Annotated in this window: 15 protein-coding genes and 4 tRNA genes; 7 read left to right on the top strand and 12 right to left on the bottom strand. The window is 42.4% G+C overall.

Features of this window, described 5'->3' with window-relative positions; genetic code table 11:
- From BWD47_RS14650 to murB, 8 genes are all read right to left on the bottom strand, one after another.
- On the bottom strand, positions 1-299 hold a 299-nt coding region (locus BWD47_RS14650; protein WP_230236577.1), incomplete at its 3' end, for a GTP-binding protein.
- A 136-nt stretch (positions 300-435) separates the two neighbouring features.
- Positions 436-511, bottom strand: a tRNA-Thr gene (locus BWD47_RS14655).
- 12 nt (positions 512-523) lie between these two features.
- Positions 524-598 (bottom strand) — tRNA-Gly (locus BWD47_RS14660).
- 44 nt (positions 599-642) lie between these two features.
- A tRNA-Tyr gene (locus BWD47_RS14665) sits at positions 643-727 on the bottom strand.
- Between the two features lie 40 nt (positions 728-767).
- A tRNA-Thr gene (locus BWD47_RS14670) sits at positions 768-843 on the bottom strand.
- A gap of 117 nt (positions 844-960) precedes the next feature.
- Positions 961-1,659, bottom strand: coding sequence for a type III pantothenate kinase (locus tag BWD47_RS14675; RefSeq protein WP_075594199.1), 699 nt, complete (start codon positions 1,657-1,659; stop codon positions 961-963).
- Entirely contained in the window at positions 1,656-2,648 is a 993-nt protein-coding gene (gene birA, locus BWD47_RS14680) for a bifunctional biotin--[acetyl-CoA-carboxylase] ligase/biotin operon repressor BirA (RefSeq protein WP_075594200.1), read from the bottom strand. Before birA ends, BWD47_RS14675 begins: the two co-directional genes overlap by 4 nt.
- The gene (murB, locus tag BWD47_RS14685; protein ID WP_075594201.1) at positions 2,645-3,655 is read right to left on the bottom strand and encodes a UDP-N-acetylmuramate dehydrogenase; all 1,011 of its coding nucleotides are present in this window, start codon (positions 3,653-3,655) and stop codon (positions 2,645-2,647) included. The genes birA and murB overlap by 4 nt, the downstream gene beginning before the upstream one ends.
- Before the next feature lie 146 nt (positions 3,656-3,801).
- Between murB and BWD47_RS14690 the strand changes: the two genes are divergently transcribed.
- On the top strand, positions 3,802-5,646 hold the full coding sequence (locus tag BWD47_RS14690; protein ID WP_036973488.1) for a M1 family metallopeptidase: 1,845 nt from the start codon (positions 3,802-3,804) through the stop codon (positions 5,644-5,646).
- Positions 5,647-5,702: 56 nt separating this feature from the next.
- Here BWD47_RS14690 and BWD47_RS14695 read toward each other — a convergent pair whose 3' ends face one another.
- Positions 5,703-6,326, bottom strand: coding sequence for a DUF2057 domain-containing protein (locus BWD47_RS14695; RefSeq protein ID WP_075594202.1), 624 nt, complete (start codon positions 6,324-6,326; stop codon positions 5,703-5,705).
- 103 nt (positions 6,327-6,429) lie between these two features.
- On the opposite strand from BWD47_RS14695, the gene BWD47_RS14700 reads away from it, so the two are divergent.
- The 3 genes from BWD47_RS14700 to BWD47_RS14710 all read left to right on the top strand — a co-directional run bounded on the left by BWD47_RS14700 (position 6,430) and on the right by BWD47_RS14710 (position 9,954).
- Positions 6,430-6,801 (top strand): histidine triad nucleotide-binding protein, encoded by a 372-nt coding sequence (locus BWD47_RS14700; RefSeq protein ID WP_065979446.1) that lies wholly within the window; start codon positions 6,430-6,432, stop codon positions 6,799-6,801.
- Positions 6,802-7,031: 230 nt separating this feature from the next.
- The gene (locus BWD47_RS14705) at positions 7,032-7,688 is read left to right on the top strand and encodes a response regulator transcription factor (RefSeq protein WP_036973496.1); all 657 of its coding nucleotides are present in this window, start codon (positions 7,032-7,034) and stop codon (positions 7,686-7,688) included.
- A gap of 109 nt (positions 7,689-7,797) precedes the next feature.
- Positions 7,798-9,954: an ATP-binding protein gene (locus tag BWD47_RS14710; RefSeq protein ID WP_075594203.1), complete on the top strand. Its 2,157-nt coding sequence runs from the start codon at positions 7,798-7,800 to the stop codon at positions 9,952-9,954.
- Between the two features lie 120 nt (positions 9,955-10,074).
- Here the strand turns inward: BWD47_RS14710 and BWD47_RS14715 are convergent, their stop codons facing one another.
- From BWD47_RS14715 to BWD47_RS14725, 3 genes are read right to left on the bottom strand one after another with little or no spacing between them, the layout of a single operon-like run.
- The gene (locus BWD47_RS14715) at positions 10,075-11,490 is read right to left on the bottom strand and encodes a mannose-1-phosphate guanylyltransferase/mannose-6-phosphate isomerase (RefSeq protein ID WP_178387092.1); all 1,416 of its coding nucleotides are present in this window, start codon (positions 11,488-11,490) and stop codon (positions 10,075-10,077) included.
- A gap of 56 nt (positions 11,491-11,546) precedes the next feature.
- Positions 11,547-12,320, bottom strand: a complete 774-nt coding sequence (locus BWD47_RS14720; RefSeq protein ID WP_075594205.1) for an amidohydrolase — start codon at positions 12,318-12,320, stop codon at positions 11,547-11,549.
- Positions 12,308-13,450: a methionine aminotransferase gene (locus BWD47_RS14725; RefSeq protein ID WP_075594206.1), complete on the bottom strand. Its 1,143-nt coding sequence runs from the start codon at positions 13,448-13,450 to the stop codon at positions 12,308-12,310. The genes BWD47_RS14720 and BWD47_RS14725 overlap by 13 nt, the downstream gene beginning before the upstream one ends.
- Before the next feature lie 99 nt (positions 13,451-13,549).
- Between BWD47_RS14725 and BWD47_RS14730 the strand changes: the two genes are divergently transcribed.
- From BWD47_RS14730 to BWD47_RS14740, 3 genes are read left to right on the top strand one after another with little or no spacing between them, the layout of a single operon-like run.
- Positions 13,550-14,167 (top strand): methylthioribulose 1-phosphate dehydratase, encoded by a 618-nt coding sequence (locus BWD47_RS14730; protein WP_036973502.1) that lies wholly within the window; start codon positions 13,550-13,552, stop codon positions 14,165-14,167.
- Positions 14,164-14,850: an acireductone synthase gene (gene mtnC / locus BWD47_RS14735; protein ID WP_075594207.1), complete on the top strand. Its 687-nt coding sequence runs from the start codon at positions 14,164-14,166 to the stop codon at positions 14,848-14,850. The genes BWD47_RS14730 and mtnC overlap by 4 nt, the downstream gene beginning before the upstream one ends.
- A complete protein-coding gene (locus BWD47_RS14740) occupies positions 14,847-15,389 on the top strand; it encodes an acireductone dioxygenase (RefSeq protein WP_075594208.1) in 543 nt (180 codons plus the stop codon). The genes mtnC and BWD47_RS14740 overlap by 4 nt, the downstream gene beginning before the upstream one ends.
- The last annotated feature ends 1 nt before the right edge of the window (position 15,390 follow it).

The raw sequence follows: 15,390 nt of genomic DNA on the forward strand, positions 1-15,390 counted from the left end.
TCCATTTGAGCAGCACCAGTGATCATGTTTTTAACATAATCGGCGTGTCCTGGACAGTCTACGTGTGCGTAGTGACGAGTTGGTGTATCGTACTCAACGTGTGAAGTTGAGATTGTGATACCACGCTCACGCTCTTCTGGAGCGTTATCGATTGATGCGAAGTCTTTAGCTGTACCACCGTATACTTTTGCAAGTACGTTAGTGATTGCTGCAGTTAGGGTAGTTTTACCGTGGTCAACGTGGCCGATTGTACCAACGTTTACGTGCGGTTTTACGCGTTCAAACTTTTCTTTTGCCATGACGGAACCTATCAGTTTTGTGTATCTAGATTACATATGAAAATAATCCACCGAGGGTAGATTAATTTAATTTTTTCAAATTTCAAATAGTTTTTTCTGACAGATAAAGGGAGATAATAAGATAAGTTCTCGATACTGGTGCTGATAGGCAGATTTGAACTGCCGACCTCACCCTTACCAAGGGTGCGCTCTACCAACTGAGCTATATCAGCAACACCAGAGTCTGGAGCGGGCAGCGGGAATCGAACCCGCATCATCAGCTTGGAAGGCTGAGGTAATAGCCATTATACGATGCCCGCATAGGAAACTGTTCTTAAACTACCTCTAACCGTCAAGAATAAAGTGGTGGAGGGAGCTGGATTCGAACCAGCGAAGGCTGAGCCGTCAGATTTACAGTCTGATCCCTTTGGCCGCTCGGGAACCCCTCCACGAAAATTCTTTACTAAGTCACTTCCGGTAAAAGGAAAGTGGTGCCGACTATCCGAGTTGAACGGATGACCTACTGATTACAAGTCAGTTGCTCTACCAACTGAGCTAAGTCGGCACTGCTTTAGTACGGGGCGAGATTCTAAGGTAAGGTTTATTGGGATGCAACAATAAAATTAAAAAAAGTGTGAATTTATGTGTTAAACGCTCACAATTCAGGCAAATCCACGGTTTTTTACTGTTTTATTGTTAATTCACGCCAATAATTCAGTCCTTTAAAAACCAAGACACTATCAAATTGACTGCCAGAAAATAGATCAGCAAGTAATTTTCCATAGCCACCGGCAAATAATAAACAACAATTTTGCTGATCAACATGCTGAATAGCTTGCTCAATTGCCCCCATTGTCGCAACGAGCGCGCCATTTTTTAAACCATTAGGTGTATTACACCCTAAATCGGTGGCAAAAGGGGTGTGCTCATCGTCAAAAACGCGCTGAGTATTTTGCGTTAATGAGCGGGTCATTAAATCGAGCCCAGGCACAATCCAACCACCTAAGTGCTGACCCTCTTTATTCAATACATCTATTGTGGTCGCTGTCCCCGCATCAACAATAACACAATCTTTCTCTGGGTATTCAGTGTATGCAGCGATGACAGTAAGCCAGCGATCGATCCCCAAATTTTGATACTGCTTATAAGCACAGGTTAATGTTGCAAGCTCAGCAGTTACTTTAGCTTCGAAATAAGGAATTGCATGTTGTTGTGCCTGCGCAAATAGTGGCATAAGTCGCTCTGTGCTCCCCACACACGCATAAACCATGTCTGTAACATGCGACCATGGAATGTTATTGAGCTCACATGCTTGATAACGCTCATTATCAAAAAGTACGGCCTTAATTGCCGTATTACCCACATCGACCAATAATCTCATAGTTCAGCCTTACGCAGTGATATTTCACCACCGTAATAACTTTTAACCTCACCATCTTGGCGAATGCGAACGCCGCCTTGGTGATCAATCCCCTCACATATACCGCGCCAACTTCGATGGCCTGTATTCAGCTCCACACATTGACCTGCAAATGCGTTTAACTGATTCCATTGTTTATACATGTCATTTAAACCTGTTTGACGGTATTGCGCCAAACGTTGCTCAAGGTAAAAGCACAGATACGCCACGAGTTTATTTTTCTCAAGGCCTTCTACATGTTGGCTCAAGTCTGTCCATGCTTGATCAATATGCTGGCTGACACTGTCTGGCATATGCACGTTTATACCTATGCCGATAACCAACTGACATGGTCCTTGAGGTTGACCATCAAGCTCAACCAACACACCCGCTAGTTTTTTTCCGTCTAAATAAATGTCGTTTGGCCACTTTAACTCCACATCCAGTTGATAAAGTGCCTTTAAGGTATCGTATACCGCAAGTCCAACAGCAATCGACACACCCATTGCAGCTTGTAAGCCATCGTCTAGACGCCAAAAGTAGCTAAAATATAAGTTTGCACCAAATGGCGATTGCCAAACCCGACCTCGTCTGCCTCGTCCTGCTTGCTGCATTTCTGCAACGAGTACAGTGCCAGAGTCTAATGGGGTGTCACTCTGAATACGGCGCATTAACTCGCTATTGGTCGAATCAATAATTGACTGCACTTCAACGCATGCGGTGTTTCCACCGAGCTCAGTATAATAGTCATTAATTTTACTTCTATGCAAAAGCCCCGCACTATTATTCAGGCGGTAGCCTTTCCCTGTCACTTTAAAAATATCCAATCCCATTTCTTGTAACGAGTGAATATGTTTTCCAACTGCGGCCCTGCTAATTCCTAGCTGCTCACCTAATTGCTGACCCGAAATAAAACCACCTGAATTGAGCGCATTTAAAATTGCGAGTTTATTTCCATCTGGCGCCTTCATATTTGTGACTCCAAGTGAATATGACATTCGTGATCGGCATTCATTAAGCGCACTTCATGTTGCAAAGCAATGTGGTATTTTTGCCACACGTGTTGTTGCACATAATTCACCATGGCAATCAGGTCATCGCCGGTGCTGTTGCCATGATTAACTAACACCAAAGCTTGCTGCTGATGTACTTCAACGCCCGCAATACGGTGACCTTTTAAGCCAGCCTGTTCAATTAACCAACCTGCAGCTACTTTGTGGTGATGTGCGTCGACAAAATAATGGGGCATATCTGGGTATTTTTTTAATAAGTCAGCGAGTTGCTCATTGCTAATCACAGGGTTTTTAAAAAAGCTACCTGCATTAGCAAGTTCACTTGGGTTAGGTAACTTACTATTTCGAGTCGCAATAATCTGCTCAAACACCTGTTGCGCAGTCGGGTTATGTAGCTGTTGCAGTGGCCCATAATGTAATATTGGCTGCCATTGTTTGGGTAAGGTTAGCCCGACTTTCGTGATCACTGCTTTATTTTTAAGTGCATGTTTGAATATCGAATCACGGTAGCCAAACAGACACTGTTCTTTGCTTAAACGGTTAATACTCGCAGATGCAATATCGAAGTACTCTACATAGCTAATAAACTTTTCAAGCTCGACACCATAAGCACCAATATTTTGCACCGGGGCTGCACCTACCGTACCGGGGATCAGCGCTAAGTTTTCAAGCCCAGGCATATCGTTGGCAATCGTCATACTCACTAATTGATGCCAATTTTCACCTGCAGCAACATGTAAAAGGAAATGATCGTTTAGCTCTTCAATTTCAATCCCTTTAGTGGCCATATAGATTACCGTCCCTTGGTAGTCGGTTAAAAATACCGTATTACTACCCTCGCCTAAAATACAAAACGGTGCAGAGAAATCGGTATTTACGAGCTGCTCTACGTCATCTATTTGATGGAAATGCTGACAATGGCTTGGCAATGAAAAGGTATGAAAAGGTTGCAGGGACTGAGCCACAAAACGCCTCAAAGGTTACCGGTAACTAATCGCATTAGTGTAACCTATCATCGCAAAATACGCATCAGATTGTAAAAATCACTCAACCCACTGTATTAATCATGTTATAAAACGGGTTCTTTTTTCATTTGTGTTCCAAGGTTATTATGAAGTTTAAACCATTATTTTTAAGTCTTGCTATGGCAGGCGCATGCTCTCAAGCAACTGCTGACGCAATTAGCCAGCACACCTATGCAAACTTAGATGACGTAACAACCACTCACCTATTACTAGATTTAGATGTTGATTTTGATGACAAGCAACTAGAAGGGTTTGTTGAGCATACGCTAGATTGGCACAATGCTAGCAGCAAAACTCTGGTACTTGATACTCGCGATTTAGATATCGACAAAGTTATGTATCAAGATAAAAAAGGCGGCTGGCACAAAGCCGACTTCACGCTTGCGGCACGCGATGACGTAAAGGGCTCAAAATTAACAATTAAATTTAAAAGCCAAGCGGTTAAAGCTCGTATTTACTACAATAGCCGCCCAGAAGCCTCGGGATTACAATGGTTAACGCCTGAGCAGACAGCCAGTAAATCACACCCATTCATGTACAGCCAATCACAAGCTATTCATGCGCGTAGTTGGATCCCTGTGCAAGACACACCGGCAATGCGTGTTACGTATTCTGCGCGTATTCATACACCTAAAGATATTCGCGCAGTCATGAGTGCAGACAATAAAGATGCGTTGTACAAAGATGGTGATTACTTATTCGATATGCCACAACCTATTTCGCCATACTTAATCGCGATAGGGGCTGGTAACTTAGAATTTAAAGCCATGTCTAAGCAGACAGGTATTTTTGCTGAGCCAACAATTTTAGATGCGTCGGTTGCTGAGTTCAACGACACACAAGCAATGATCGACAAAACTAACGCCATGTACGGTGAATATGCTTGGGGGCGTTATGACTTATTAATGCTTCCACCTAGCTTCCCATTTGGCGGTATGGAGAACCCACGTTTATCGTTTATCACCCCCACCGTTGTTGCAGGCGATAAGAGCTTAGTTAACCTAATCGCTCACGAACTCGCACACTCATGGTCGGGTAACTTAGTGACGAACGCAACATGGGAAGATTTATGGTTAAACGAAGGCTTTACCTCTTATGTTGAAAACCGCATCATGGAAGAAGTTTTTGGTCGTGACCGCGCAATCATGGAGCAAGCTTTAGATGCAGCAGGTCTACGTGCTTTACTTAAAACACTTCCTGCTCCAGACACGCGCCTAAACTTAAAGCTTAATGGTCGTGATCCTGACGATGCATTCAGCTCAGTGCCTTATACTAAAGGGCAGCTGTTTCTTATTTACCTAGAGAATAAATTTGGTCGCGATAAATTTGACCCATTTGTAAAAGGTTATTTCGACGAGTTTGCATTTAAGTCACTCACGACAGCCCAATTTGTTACTTACATAAAAGCAAACCTTATCGACAAGTATCCAGGCGTAGTAAGCATGGATAAAGTAAACGAGTGGATTTTTGAGCCAGGGTTACCAACTGATGCTCCTAACCCAACATCTGATGCATTTGATAAAGTCGATACAGTGACAAAAACATGGTTAAACAATGAGATCGATGCAGCAGAATTGCCGACTGCTGAATGGACAGTGCATGAGTGGTTACATTTCCTCAATAACCTCCCTCGCGATTTAAGCATTGAGAAAATGACTGAGCTTGATAAACAATTCAACTTAACTCAATCAACCAATGCTGAGCGTGCATTTGCATGGTTTATGCTGGCTGTAGGCAATGGCTATCAGCCTATTTACCCTGCTTTGGACAAGCACTTGTCTGGTATTGGCCGCCGTAAATTAATAGTGCCACTTTATAAAGCACTGATTAAAAACGGCAAAAGAGACTGGGCGCACGATGTGTACTTAAAAGCACGTCCGGGTTATCACCCGCTAGCACAAGGTACCGTTGACGACTTATTTTCAAAATAAGACGCTTCTAAATGTAAAAAGGCGCTGAATATCAGCGCCTTTTTTAACTCTCAATACTATTGACTTACTTTTTGTAAAAACGCTCGGCGCTCTTCTGGGCTAGCTTGTTGCCACCAAAATTCCAACATGGCTGCTGCATTTGGCATTTTTTTCAATCCAGCCTGACCACCAGACACGTTTGCAGGCAGGGTGACTGGTGCCGCGGTCGCCGGTTTGTTCTTTGCAGCAACAACGGGAGCCGCCGCAACCGCCTGCACAGGAGCCGAAGCCGCTCGGTAATTCACAATTGATAAAGGCATAGCCAGTTCACTGCCTTTGGCTTTTAGGCTCACTTGCGGTGACTCAGCAAACACTTCAGCAGCAACGGCATTACTCGCACGATTAAACACTAAATCATAGTTTTTGCCTTGTTCAACCGTCACTTCAACCCAAAATGGTTCGGATTCAACGACTTGATGATCATCGTAGCCTTGTTCGTAAAGATCTGTGTACTTCAGTTTTAACTGATATGTTCCAGGAGCAAGCTCAACATCGTCAACACGACTAAAAAATGATTGTTCAATAAGACGGTCACCTACTTGCAAAGGGACAAATTCCTCAGGAAGGTGGATTGTCTCAGCTAAACTACTGATACTATTGAATAGCATTAACGCACTGCTTAGTAATACTAACTTACGCATGATCACTCCTTGGTTGTTCATTTGCGACAGTTTCAGTTTGACACTGCAAATAAAGTTTGTCATTAGTGAGCGGGTAATTAAGCCAATTTTAAAAGAGGTAAATATGAGCCAAGAGACTATTTTTACAAAAATTATTAATCGTGAGATCCCTGCGGATATCATCTATGAAGATGAGCAGTCACTTGCCTTTAAAGACATTAACCCACAAGCCCCCTTTCATGTTTTGATCATTCCTAAAACACCCATTGCGACCATAAATGATATCAGTGAAGAACATGCTCCTTTGGTAGGTCATCTTTATGTCGTAGCCGCAAAACTTGCAAAGCAGTTTGGTTTTAGTGACGACGGCTTTCGTGTGGTTATGAACTGTAATGATCATGGCGGTCAAACCGTGTACCATATACATCTACATATGTTAGCTGGTAAAGAAATGGGTTGGCCTCCTTATCAGGACAAGAAAAAACAAAATATCTAGCACTTTGCTATGTAAAAAATTGTAAAAAGTCGAACTAATATACTATTATTGATTATTATGAATATATATCAGTTAGTTAACATATTGAGTTACGTTAACTAACTGTATTTTTTGAAACAAAATAGACACAAACTGTACTTTTCCTGCATAAGACTCAGAAATTTCTAATACGAAAGGGGTGGATTGCGTGGTAGGATGAATCAGTCAACTTTATTCAAGAGTGTATAAATATGAGTAGTTCAGCTTTTTTATTATTAGATCCAGAACCAATTAACACGATTGGTGTTAACGTATTGGAGCCGTTGTTAAAAACACAAGGTCTAACTGTTACATCTGGGACTGATATATCTGAAGTGCCAGAAGGTACACGCTTATTATTCATCGAAACATCGAGCACAGATGCCTGGGGTAAATTAAAAGAACAACTAGTTAACCTACGCATTAAGTGCGATATTGTACTATTCAATCTTGACGAAAACCCAGAGATTGCTAACCGTGCACTATTAAGTGGTATTCGTGGTGTTTTTTACACGACTGATAACGCTGATGTATTGATGAAAGGCATTCGTTTATTGCTTGAAGATCAATTGTGGTACCGCCGCGAAATAATGTGCAATGCTTTAAACCGCATGCTGCAATTTAATAAAGATGCCCTGCACAAACTAACTGACGGTAATATCGAGCCTGTTAAGCTAACTAAACGCGAAAAAGCCATCATCTCATTGATGAGCAAAGGTTCGAAAAATAAAGAGATTGCTGAAGATTTAAGTATCAGCCCACACACTGTTAAAACGCACCTTTATAGTGCATTCAGAAAAACGAAATGCCGAAATCGCATCGAGCTTTTATCGTGGGCACAACAAAATATCCCAGACGAAATACGCTAAACTCTCTTCTTTAAAAAAACAGACGCACAATGCGTCTGTTTTTGTTTCTAGTTGCTAAACACCCAAATAGACTTTATGCTCGAAGATGTTCGTAATCCTCGGAAAAGCCATGCTCGATTCAGTCACCTTATACTACACAAGTGCAGCCATGATGGCGGTAATGACACTCCTTAACTATTTGACATGGCGAGCAAATAAAAGCATTCCGGGCACCTTGCTCTATATTTTCTATCCTTTAGTGATGTTCACTTCGGTGCTGAGTTTTGCACTTCTCGGTCATATCAATGATATTGCAAGTATCACCATTGCAAACGCCTTATTATTCAGTGCTTCTATTATTCATGTACTCGCTATTTGTCAGTTCTTAAATGCCAAGTGTATAGGGTTTAGAGCATTTATAGGGATAACCGGGGTATTAGCACTGAGCATGATCTATTTAGCGACAGACAATGCTGAGCTTAGAAACCGGATTTTAGTATCTGATTTACAACACATTATTGAGGCCTTGTTTCTACTTGCCTTATTCATTCGCAATGGCCGCAAAAGTTACCCGAATGGCAGCATTGTTTATATCTTAATATTAACCATTATTCTTGCCATATTTACAGGCAGAACACTGATGATGGGCGATGTCAGCACCGCTAATTTACTTTCCGAAAATTGGTTTAGTATCACCCTATTCATTAATGGGGTGATTGCACCGATGTTTTATGCCACAGGCATGGCAATTTTGTGTAATGAACGCCGCGAGCAACACCTCAACCAGCTTACTGAAAAAGCACATAAAGATCTTGAAATTCGCGGCTTATTCTTATCAACCATTAGTCATGAAATTCGCACTCCCCTCAATGGCATACTGGGAAGCGCTCAACTGATCATGAATCAGTCGAGCGACCCGCGAGATAAACCATACTGTGAAGCCATTATTAATTCAGCAGAGTCACTGAACTTACTGGTCGACAAAGTGCTCGACTATGCAAGCCTAGATCAGCGCGATGAAGCCCTCTACGAAGAAGATGTCGAATTTAAAACATGGTTAAACAACTTATGCTTATTACTCAGTCCGCTTGCAGAACAAAAGCACCTGAAATTTGAGCTGATTTACGATTTACCCGAACAGGCTTGTTACTATTGTGACCAGCAAAAGCTTAGACAAGTAATTATTAACCTTGTTGGCAATGCAATTAAATTCACTGATAAAGGCTCTGTAAAAATCCACGTCAAACTGCTCAATGAAGGGCAGCTAGACCATGTCGTTCGGATCAGTGTGATTGATTCAGGCCCAGGTATCGAAGATGAAGAAATCATTTACCTAACCGAACCTTATGTTCAAAGCAGTGCAGGAAAAGAAAAAGGTGGCACAGGCCTTGGCCTTGCTATTACAAGTCGCCTTCTCGAAAAGCTCGGTAGTAAGCTCAACATAAGTAGTGAGCTTAACAAAGGCAGTGTTTTTAGTTTTGATATCACACTCACAATTGGTGAACTTAGTCTTGTTGAGCAACGTCATCAATCGAAAGATTATGTGACCGGCTTAGATGTTTTGTTAGTGGAAGATCTCGACTTAAATCAAAAAATTGCCATTGAATTTATGGCCGATGACGAGCATAAAATAAAACTCGCAAAAGACGGTAACAGCGCAATTGAGCTGATGCAAAAACATCATTTTGATGTGGTACTACTGGATATGAATTTACCCGACCTGACAGGTCAAGAAGTATTAAAAAAACTAAAAAATATCGACCATTTAAATCAACGCACGCCAGTACTTGCTTTCACTGCGAGTCTAAGCCCCGATGAAATAAAAGAATACTTAGCGTTGGGGATTAAAGATATTGTCGGTAAGCCAATTAAACAACAAAAACTGCGCCAAGCATTGAGCGACTCGCAAACAAATCAAGCTGCCAGCATTGCCGTCGAGCTGCGTGACACCTTATATGACGAAACAGCAGCTGCTGCACTCATTAGCTCATTTAATGAAGATGAAGTGTCTTCTATTTATAATGAGTTTGTTCTCTCGGCGCGGAATAAACTGATACGAAGCCAACAACTTGTTGAAGATGATAAAGATCAATGTATTAAACTACTGCATCGCCAAGCAAGTACCGCCTTACAGCTCGGCTTTAATCGTTACGGCTTAGAGCTGAAAAAGATCGAGCGTAAGTTACTCGATAATAAGCCCTTAAAAGAATCACTCACCGATGCCCTAGTACTTTGGCAAGAAAGCTTGCAAGCGTACTTAAACCATGTGAGAAGTGAGCTAGGTTAATGAGTTTAGATTAACAAAGTAAATCTGCCCTTACGGATGGTAATACTCTTTTTGTTTCATTACGCCGAGAATTAAATCATCCGCTCATTCGACTAACGACTGACCTCTGAGGCTTAACAATTACTCTCTCCCATATTCATCTTCAAACCGTTCGATATCACTTTCATCAAGTATCGCCCCGGTTTGTACTTCAATGACAATGAGGGGCTCATCATGACAATTGGCCAGGCTATGAATTTGCTGGGCGGCAATATAACAAGACTGGTCGGCACCGAGTTCAAACTTATCATCTCCCACATGTACACTGGCAATGCCCGAGACCACAACCCAATGCTCGGCACGGTGATGATGACGCTGAGTTGAGAGTTTCGCACCACAATTAACAATAATTTTCTTAACCTTAAACCCAACACTCTCAACCAAAGTGCGGTAATTGCCCCAAGGTCTGAATACGGCTTGATGGTGCGTCAATTTATCGTTGTCTCGTTGCGCGAGTTGTTTAAGTAATTCAGGCAACTTATCAAGGGCTTTTTTATCTGCGACGAGGGTGGCATCGTGGGTATGTATAATCGCCTTATTGCGAATTCCCAAAGCTGCAATCGTGTGATCAGCTTCACTAATCAGCAAATTATTTTCACTATCAATACTCACTCCCTGCGAGCCCAAATAATTACCAAATTGATCTTTGTTAGCAATTTTTGAAAGGGCTGAGAAGCTGCCCACATCACTCCACGTTAAATCAACCGGAAGCATAGCGACATTTTCACTTCGCTCAAGAATAGCGTAATCAATTGAGTCACTTGGGCATGTTTTCAGTATGTCTGCGTTGGGTCTCAAAAAACCGAGATCTTCAGTAAAATAGGCTGCTTGTGCGATACTACTGGCTATTTTTGGCGCAAACCGTTTTAACTCAGATAAGTACACATCAGCGAAAAATAAAAACATACCGCTATTCCAGCTAAACTCACCACTGGCAATGTATTGCTCAGCAAGTTTAAGCACTGGCTTTTCCTTAAATTCAGCGACTTTGTAACAGCCATCACGGTGCAGTGGTGGGCCTTGGCGAATATAACCATACCCTGTATGCGGCTCCGTTGGGGTAATTGCAAACGTAACGAGTTGCTGAGCCTCTGCCAAGGCTACGGCATCATCTAATCGCGCAAGTAGCTTTTCAAAGTCACAGATATAATGATCTGCAGGCATTACCAATAACGGGCCTAGTAAACCATTTTTCTGCGCATATTCAGCCGCTAACGCAATAGCTGGCGCGGTATTTTTGCCCTCAGGTTCAAGTAAAAGAGTCACATTTTTAGATACGTCTAATGCCTGTGATTTGGCAATAAATCGATGCGCTTCATTACACACTAATATCGGTGCATTAAATTGCGAACCAGTTACCCGCTTTAAGGTGCTTTGCAGTAGCGATTCATCACTTAGCAAAGGTAAAAATTGCTTAGGCATGGCCTTGCGTGATAACGGCCATAGGCGTGAACCTATGCCACCAGCAAGAATAACAGGGGTAATTTTGCGACTCATGATTGCTTGTAGTTAATAAACCAACCATGAGTTTAACAAATTTTTAGCGATGCGGCTTAGAACAACTGAAATTGATCCGCGTCTAAATGCGCAGGAAAAGCACGCCGAAAATCCTCTAATGCGGATATATCAAGGCGCTGAATTATGATACCCGATTGGTTATCATCGAGCGCTGCTAATGTATCCCCTTTAAAATCGTATACTGCAGTGCCGCCATTATGATCAACCTCATTGCCATCTGGCCCAATACGGTTGACACCGACCACATAACAGACATTTTCCATTGCGCGCGCTTTTAATAAGGTATCCCAAACATGGCGACGTGCCGCAGGCCAGTTTGCAACATTCACCATGAGGTCATAGTCATTGCAGTTACGTTGAAAAACAGGGAAGCGTAGGTCGTAACACACCTGCGGTAAAATGCGAAAGCCTTTGATATTGAAAATTTCACGCTGCTTACCCGCCTCAACATAGCGGCCTTCGTTCCCTAAACAAAATAAGTGACGCTTGTCGTAAAACTTTACCTCACCATTTGGCCACACCCAGTAGAAACGATTTGCTTTCTTATCACCGTGAGACACTAATACCGACCCAGCGATGACTGCATTTTTTTGTTTTGCAGTGGCTTTTAACCAGTTAACAACGTCACCTTGCTCAGGCTCACTACAGTCAAGATTGATGGCAAACCCTGTCGCAAATGTTTCGGGTAACACGATTAAATCAGCCGGCTCAGTTAAATCGTCAAGCAGCTCAGAAAAATGCGCAAGATTTGCCTGTTTATCTAGCCAATAAAGTGAGGATTGTACAAGGGCAAGCGTTAAAGCTGACATAAAATCTCCGCGGCACGCAACAGCGTGTCATCATTTTTTGCAAAACATACTCGTATGACCTTATCATTACTTGGGCTGTTGTAAAATACACTAAGCGGTACTGCTGCAACGCCAGCTTGCTCTACCAACCAATGACAAAACTCCACATCATTTAGGTCTGACACATCACTGTAATCAAGCAATAAAAAATATGTGCCTTCACTGGGCAAAAGGGTAAAACGGCTATCTTGTAACGCGTTACTGAGCAAATCACGCTTATGTTGATAAAAATCCGCTAGCCCATCAACATGTTCAGGCTCCAGTTCTAACATATCTGCTAAAGCATGTTGTGCTGGGGTAAAACTTGAAAATGTCACGTATTGATGAATCTTACGAAACTCTATCATCAGCTCAGCGGGGGCAACACAGTAGCCCATTTTCCAGCCTGTGCTGTGGAACGTTTTCCCAAAGCTTGAAATAACAAAGCTGCGTTCAAATAATTCTGTATCCGTGAGTGCACTAACATGTGCAGCACCATCAAAGGTGATGTGTTCATACACTTCATCGCTTATCACGTATAAGTCGTGTGCTTTAACTAAGGCTTTCAGTGCTGCAATGTCGTCAGCTTTAAGTATTTTGCCACTCGGGTTGTGTGGTGTATTGATAATAATAGCGCGCGTTTTTTCGCTCATGACCTCTGCAACCGCGTGCCAATCAATCCGATAATCAGGCGCATGTAAGGCAACATGTACACTGCGTCCCCCTGCTAATTCAATCGCGGGCTGGTACGAATCATAGGCAGGGTCGAACACCACCACTTCATCACCGTCTCTTACCAGCGCTTGAATTGCCACAAATAATGCTTCGGTTGCACCCGATGTCACCGTGACTTGCTGCTCATAATCTATATTGTTATGGTATTTTCTCGCAATCAGTGCTGCTATTTGCTGCTGTAAACGCACAATACCACTTGACGGAGCATATTGATTAACCCCTTCAAGTACATAATTATTTAACTGTTTTTTTAGTAAATCAGGGGCGTCAAATTCAGGAAAGCCCTGAGATAAATTAAGTGCTTGATGCTGATTCGCTAAAGCAGTCATTTGACTAAAAATACTGGTGCCTAAATTCGGCAATTTACTTTCAAACACAGAGGTTCCTTAAAGATGGTTTTGCGCTCGAAGCGATGCTATCATTGCTTAAAACAGATGTATAGCCGTCTAAATAACTTTTAGAAAGTCGAGGAATGTATGCATAACAATACCGCTATTTCAGAACTAATAGAAGCAGGTAAATGGGTAAGCCAACGAGGTTGGGTCCCAGCAACCGGTGGTAATTTTTCAGCCCGCACAGAAACGGGTTATGTCGTCACCGCCAGTGGTTTCGATAAAGGCCAGCTCGGTACACATGCATTTATTGAGTTGGACCACGCAGGCAACCGCACTAAAGGGTCGGGAAAACCCTCGGCAGAAACAGAACTACACTTGAACATGTATAAGCTGATCCCTTCTGCAAAATTTGTTTTACATACCCACTCGGTTGCTGCCACCGTTTTATCTCGCGTCATAAAAGGACATGCCATTAATTTACATGGCTACGAGATGCAAAAGTCACTCAGTGGTGTTACCTCACATTTAGATACGCTAAGCATTCCTATATTCGACAACGATCAAGACATTGATCGCCTAAGTCTATTAGTAAGCGATCATCACCTGCATACGCCAATAGAGCACGCGGTGCTTATTCGCGGCCACGGTCTCTATGTTGTCGGCAGAGACATCAAAGAAGTATTGCGCCATTTAGAAGGGCTGGAGTTTTTATTTAGTTGCGAGCTTGAGCGTCTAAAACTGGAAGGTATCCACGCATGATCAAAGCCATTTTAACTGACATTGAAGGCACTATCACACGCATTTCATTTGTAAAAGATGTGCTATTCCCTTATGCCGCTGAAAAGCTTCCTGCGTTTATTAAAGCACACCAAGACGATCACGATGTCGCGGAACATATTGCGAGTGTAAAAGCACACATTGAACAGCCAGAAGCTGACCTAGAAACGGTGATTAGTACTTTACTTCATTGGATTGAAACGGATCAAAAAGTAACACCATTAAAACAGTTACAAGGTTTAATTTGGCAAACAGGTTATGAAAATGGTGATTTTACCGGTCACCTTTATCCTGATGCGTACGCTTTTTTAAACGCGCAAAAACAAGCAGGAAGAAGCCTGTATGTTTACTCATCAGGCTCAGTAAAAGCACAGCACCTTATTTTTCAATATTCTGACTATGGTGATGTGAGACCTCTTTTTAGTGATTACTTCGATACCAAAGTGGGCGCAAAACAAGAGCAAAGCGCTTACAACACAATTATCGCTGCACTGCCATTTGACGCCTCTGAGGTGCTATTTTTAAGCGACGTTGCTGCTGAATTAGAGGCAGCTAAAGCGGCAGGTTTACGCACTTTGCACCTTATTCGCGATGGCCAAGAAAGTACCAGCGAGCATCCTTATATTAATGATTTTAGTGAATTTAGTGCGGAGTATTTAGCATGAGCCAGTTAACAGTTTTTAATGATAACAATGCCGATGACATCCTTTTTCACAGCGACGACTCAAACGCCATAGCAACGAAACTAAATGCAGTGGGTGTACGCTTTGAACAGTGGCAGGCGAATGCACATATTGATGAAACAACCAGCCATGATGCTATTTTAAGTGCGTACGCTCACGACATTGAGCGCTTAAAGCGTGAAAGAGGTTATCAAACTGTTGATGTTATCTCACTCGCAAAAGGCAACCCGAATGCCGCTGAGTTACGTGGTAAGTTTTTATTTGAACATACCCATAGCGAAGATGAAGTACGCTTTTTTGTAAAAGGCCAAGGGCTTTTTTGTCTGCATGTCGATAATAAAGTATACCAAGTGCTGTGCCAGCAAGGTGACTTAATTTCGGTGCCAGAATTAACCCCTCATTGGTTTGACATGGGCAGCAACCCTGAATTTACTGCTATTCGCTTATTTAATAATACCGAAGGCTGGGTGGCTAAAAGCACAGATTCAGCTATCGCGAATGACTTTCCATTGCTTGATTAAT

The organism is Pseudoalteromonas sp. PAB 2.2, from assembly GCF_001938575.1.
Lineage (GTDB): Bacteria > Pseudomonadota > Gammaproteobacteria > Enterobacterales > Alteromonadaceae > Pseudoalteromonas > Pseudoalteromonas lipolytica.

Coding starts and splice junctions, on each gene's coding strand:
- BWD47_RS14710 (WP_075594203.1), top strand. CDS start 7,798: ATGCTCGATTCAGTCACCTTATACTACACAAGTGCAGCCATGATGGCG.
- BWD47_RS14700 (WP_065979446.1), top strand. CDS start 6,430: ATGAGCCAAGAGACTATTTTTACAAAAATTATTAATCGTGAGATCCCT.
- mtnC (WP_075594207.1), top strand. CDS start 14,164: ATGATCAAAGCCATTTTAACTGACATTGAAGGCACTATCACACGCATT.
- BWD47_RS14715 (WP_178387092.1), bottom strand. CDS start 11,490: ATGAGTCGCAAAATTACCCCTGTTATTCTTGCTGGTGGCATAGGTTCA.
- BWD47_RS14740 (WP_075594208.1), top strand. CDS start 14,847: ATGAGCCAGTTAACAGTTTTTAATGATAACAATGCCGATGACATCCTT.
- BWD47_RS14720 (WP_075594205.1), bottom strand. CDS start 12,320: ATGTCAGCTTTAACGCTTGCCCTTGTACAATCCTCACTTTATTGGCTA.
- BWD47_RS14675 (WP_075594199.1), bottom strand. CDS start 1,659: ATGAGATTATTGGTCGATGTGGGTAATACGGCAATTAAGGCCGTACTT.
- BWD47_RS14705 (WP_036973496.1), top strand. CDS start 7,032: ATGAGTAGTTCAGCTTTTTTATTATTAGATCCAGAACCAATTAACACG.
- BWD47_RS14690 (WP_036973488.1), top strand. CDS start 3,802: ATGAAGTTTAAACCATTATTTTTAAGTCTTGCTATGGCAGGCGCATGC.
- birA (WP_075594200.1), bottom strand. CDS start 2,648: ATGAAGGCGCCAGATGGAAATAAACTCGCAATTTTAAATGCGCTCAAT.
- BWD47_RS14730 (WP_036973502.1), top strand. CDS start 13,550: ATGCATAACAATACCGCTATTTCAGAACTAATAGAAGCAGGTAAATGG.
- BWD47_RS14695 (WP_075594202.1), bottom strand. CDS start 6,326: ATGCGTAAGTTAGTATTACTAAGCAGTGCGTTAATGCTATTCAATAGT.